Annotated in this window: 3 protein-coding genes; 2 read left to right on the forward strand and 1 reads right to left on the reverse strand. The window is 75.2% G+C overall.

All coding sequences use genetic code 11. From position 1 onward, the window contains the following. Nucleotides 1-138: 138 nt before the first annotated feature. Nucleotides 139-1,287, forward strand: coding sequence for a hypothetical protein (locus EF903_RS29740; RefSeq protein WP_125548103.1), 1,149 nt, complete (start codon nucleotides 139-141; stop codon nucleotides 1,285-1,287). After that, on the forward strand, nucleotides 1,275-2,819 hold the full coding sequence (locus EF903_RS34465) for a caspase family protein (RefSeq protein ID WP_185902897.1): 1,545 nt from the start codon (nucleotides 1,275-1,277) through the stop codon (nucleotides 2,817-2,819). Before EF903_RS29740 ends, EF903_RS34465 begins: the two co-directional genes overlap by 13 nt. Here the strand turns inward: EF903_RS34465 and EF903_RS29750 are convergent. After that, nucleotides 2,806-4,056 (reverse strand): Cmx/CmrA family chloramphenicol efflux MFS transporter (locus EF903_RS29750; RefSeq protein WP_148142604.1); only part of this gene is annotated, 1,251 nt, incomplete at its 5' end. The two genes, EF903_RS34465 and EF903_RS29750, sit on opposite strands and share 14 nt — an antisense overlap.

Here is a 4,056-nt window from a genome sequence, read left to right on the forward strand (position 1 = left end):
TCCCGGGCCTCGCCCCCTTCCCCCCCCCGTGGCCATGTGACGATCCGTCATATGGCTGAAAAGTCATGCCAGTTGCTGCATTAGGATGACCGCCTGTTCGTCCCGTCGCACCGCCTGAGGGGGATCGTGGATCGGTCAGTGCTGTTCGTACACGGAACGGGAGTGCGGGAGGCCTCGTACACCGCGAGCCTGGCCGCCGTCCGGGACGGTCTCGACCGGATCCGGCCCGGCCTGGAGGTCCGCGGCTGCTTCTGGGGCCGCGAGCAGGGCGCGTCCATGGCGCTCGGCGGCGACTCCGTCCCCGGCTACCGGCAGTCGCGCGGCGGCACGCGGGACGACGACGGCGAGATCGCCGTATGGGGCGTCCTGTACGCGGACCCCTGGTACGAGCTGCGGCTGCTCGGACTGCAACCGCCCGCGGCGTCCGGGATGAGCCGCGGTGTGCCGCCCTCCCAGCGCTTCCTCGACCAGGTCACGGGCTACGTGCCGGCCCCGGAGGTGCTCGCCTCGTTCGCAGAGCGGGGCCTGGCGGAGGACCTCGCCGAGGCCCTGCGCGCGGTGGTCCGCGCCCCGGAGCTGCGTGACGCCGCGGCCACCGTAGACGCCAACGGCTTCGAGCACCGCCGCGCCGTCGCCCGTGCGGTCGTGGCCCTCACGTGGGCGCGCGCATCCGAGCGGGGCGTCGAGCTGTCCGGTTCGGTGCGCGACGCCCTGCTGGCCGCGCTCGGCGCCGACCTCCGGTCCGAGGGCCGTTCCCTGAAGGGGCGGGCGGCGCAGGTGGGAATGCTTGCGGCGGACCGGCTGCTGCGGAGCCGGCGGGGCGCGTGGGGCGACGTGGGCCTGCCCTTCATCGGCGACATCCTGCGCTACCAGGCCCGGGGCCAGGGCATCCGGGACCAGATCAAGCGGACGATCGAGAACACCCCGGGGGACGCGGTCACCGTGATCGCCCACAGCCTCGGCGGGGTGGCATGCGTCGACCTGATGGTCCTGGAGGCGGTCGACCGGGTCGACCAGCTGATCACCGTCGGCTCGCAGGCCCCGTACTTCTACGAGATCGGGGCGCTGGTCTCGCTGGAGCACCCGCAGGCGCTGCCCGGGCACTTCCCGGGCAAGTGGCTGAACGTCTACGACGAGCGCGACCCGCTCTCCTACCAGGCGGCGAAGGTCTTTCCCGGCCGGGCGGTCGACCGGCGGGTCGACAACCGGCAGCCCCTGGTGCGGGCCCACACGTCGTACTGGTCCAACCCTCGGCTGTGGGACGAAGTCGGCACATGGCTGAGCTGAGCGCCGCCGAACCGGCGCGGGTGCACGCCGTCATCGTCGGCATCGAGCACTTCGGGCGGGTCCGCGACCGGAACTGGGACCTTGCGGGCGCCGCCGCCGACGCGATGCGGTTCGCGCGCTGGCTGCGCCGGCGGGGAGTGCCCGCGGAGAACATCACCCTGATGCTGGCGCCCGTTCCCGCGGCGCAGGCCGCGTTCAACGCGGAGGCGCACGCGCTGGGCATCGACGTGCGGTTCGTCGTCTCCCGCGACCACATCATGGACGGCTTCCGGCCGCGGCCCGAGGTGCCCGTGGGCGACCTGCTGTACGTGTACTGGGGCGGGCACGGAGTGCTCGACCACGGCGACCGGCGGCTGCTGCTCTGCCCGGACGCGCACGACGGCGACCAGCGGTGCATCGACCTGCACCAGCTGCGCGAGTACCTGACCCGGTCCGATGTGGCGGAGTGTCCGCAGCAGGTCTTCCTCGTCGACGCCTGCGCCACCTTCCGCGAGGTCAACAGCGGCCCGTCCGGGCCCGCGGTCGCGGCCTTCCCCGCCGGCCCGAGACAGGCTGTCGACCAGTTCCTGCTCCTCGCCGCCGCCACCGGACAGGCGGCGTTGCAGGACGAGGCCCGCGGTACGGGCGCCTTCTCGGACGCGGTCATGGCCTGGCTGGAGGAGCGTTCGCCGGGCCTCGCCCCGGACCTAGCGGCGCTGTCCGCGCACCTTGAGGAGCACTTCGACGGGTCCGGCCCCGACGGCAGCGCTCTGCAGACCCCGGTGGCGATGGAGCTGCTCGCCCCCGGAGGACGCGGCAAGGTGGTTGCCCTGGGGCCGCCGAGCGGGCCTGCGCCGACTGCCGAAAGCGCGCCGGCGGCGCGCGCCCCCCGGCGGCGGGGCGGACTCGTGGCGGCAGGGGTCGCGGTCGCGGCGGCCGTGGCGGTTGCCGCGGGCGGGACGGTGTACGGCCTGATGTCGCCCGGGAAGGGCGGGGCCGACGGGAAGGGCGGCTCCGCCCCGGCCGCCGCGGCTCCGGGAGCGGCGTCCCCGTCGGCCCCGCCGAGCCCGTCGCCGTCGGGGAGCGCGACGCCGTCCGGCGGCCCGTCGGCGCAGCCGGCGGCTGCGCCGGCCTCCGCCACGCCGGCTCCGTCGGCGCAGCCCACGGCCGTGCAGCCGGCCGGTCCGCCGAAGGTGTGCGCGTCCGCGCAGCCCATCGCCTCCGTGCCCGAGGTCGTGGCAGCGCCCTGCTACGTCCTCGACGGCGGCCGGGTCACGATGATCGCCGAGGTTCGGGCGTCCCGTCCCGTCGACGTGGCCGTCTACCTGTGGCTGACCGCGAAGGACGACCCCCGGCACCTGTTTCCCACCGGCGGCACGGCGCAGCAGACGCGGCGGGTGGCGGCACGCGAGGACGTACTCGAGCCGGTCGGGATCGCCCTGCCGCCGGGCAGGTACGAAGTCCACATGTACGTCACCCGCAAGGGAGAGCCCGCGCCCAGCCCGACCAACCCGACGGTGACCGGCCGCTCCCAGGGGTTCACGTACCCGTAGCGGCCGCGGGTCGGGCGCAGTCCGCCGTCGACCGGTCCGGGTGGGGGGCTCCGGCGGCGGCGCCGGCGGACGAGGCGACGATGCGCGTCGTACGGGCGCGGCGGGAGCGGCGGTCCAGGCGGAGGGCGGTCAGGCCGAGGGCGATCGCGGTCACGGTCATCGCCGCGCCCGCCCACGCGGTGGCGGTGAAGCCGAGCCCGGCGTCGATGACGGTACCGCCCAGCCAGGGGCCGCCCGTGTTGCCGAGGTTGAACGCGGCGGTCGTGGTGGCGCCGGCCAGGGTCGGGGCGGCGCCGGCCACGTTGAACATGCGGGCGTTGAGGGCGGGCGCGGTCAGGAACGTCGAGAAGCCGATCAGGAAGGACAGCGCCACGGCCGCCGCGGCCGACGACGCGAGCAGGGCCAGCGCGACCAGGAGCGCGGTGCTGGCGGTGATGCCCCACAGCATGATCCCGAAGAGGTGGGCGTCGGCGAACCGGCCGCCGACGGCGGTCCCGGCGAGCGCGCCCAGCCCGAACAGGCCGAGCACCCACGGCACCCATGCGGAGTCCAGCCCGGCCACGTCGGTGAGCAGCGGCGAGAGGTAGCTGAAGGCGCAGAAGACGCCGCCCGCGGCGAGCGCGGTGACGCCGACCGACAGCCACACCTGGCGGTCGCGGTAGATCGCCAGCTCCCGCCGCAGGCCGGGCCGCTCGGCGGGCAGCGGGATGCGGGGGACGAGGGCGAGGATGCCGGCGAGGGCGACCGCGGAGGCGGCGCCGACCGCCCAGAACGCGGAGCGCCAGCCGAAGTGCTCGCCGAGGAAGGCGCCGGCGGGTACGCCGAGGACGTTCGCGACGGACAGGCCGCCGATCATGACGGCCATGGCGCGGGCCCGCTGGTCCTGCCGGACCATCGCGATGGCCACGGCGGCGCCGACGGCCCAGAACCCGGCGCAGGCGAGCGCGGAGACGATGCGGGAGGCGAACAGCAGCGCGTACGAGGGTGCGAGCGCGCCCGCAACCTGCCCCAGCCCGAACAGGCTGATGAGCGCGATGAGGGTGGTGCGGCGCGGCAGGCGGAGCGTGGCCACGGCGAGCAGCGGCGCGCCGACGACCATGCCGACGGCGAAGGCGGAGATCAGCAGGCCGGCCTGCGGGATGCTGACGCCCATGTCCTCGGCGACGGACGGCAGCAGTCCGGAGAGCATGAACTCACTGGTGCCGAGGGCGAAGACGGCGAGTCCGAGGACGTGGAC

The organism is Streptomyces sp. WAC05292 (assembly GCF_003949955.1).
Taxonomy (GTDB): Bacteria; Actinomycetota; Actinomycetes; order Streptomycetales; family Streptomycetaceae; genus Streptomyces; species Streptomyces globosus.

Excerpts from the sequence above, each read along its gene's own strand:
- EF903_RS34465 (WP_185902897.1), top strand. The coding sequence starts at position 1,275 with ATGGCTGAGCTGAGCGCCGCCGAACCGGCGCGGGTGCACGCCGTCATC.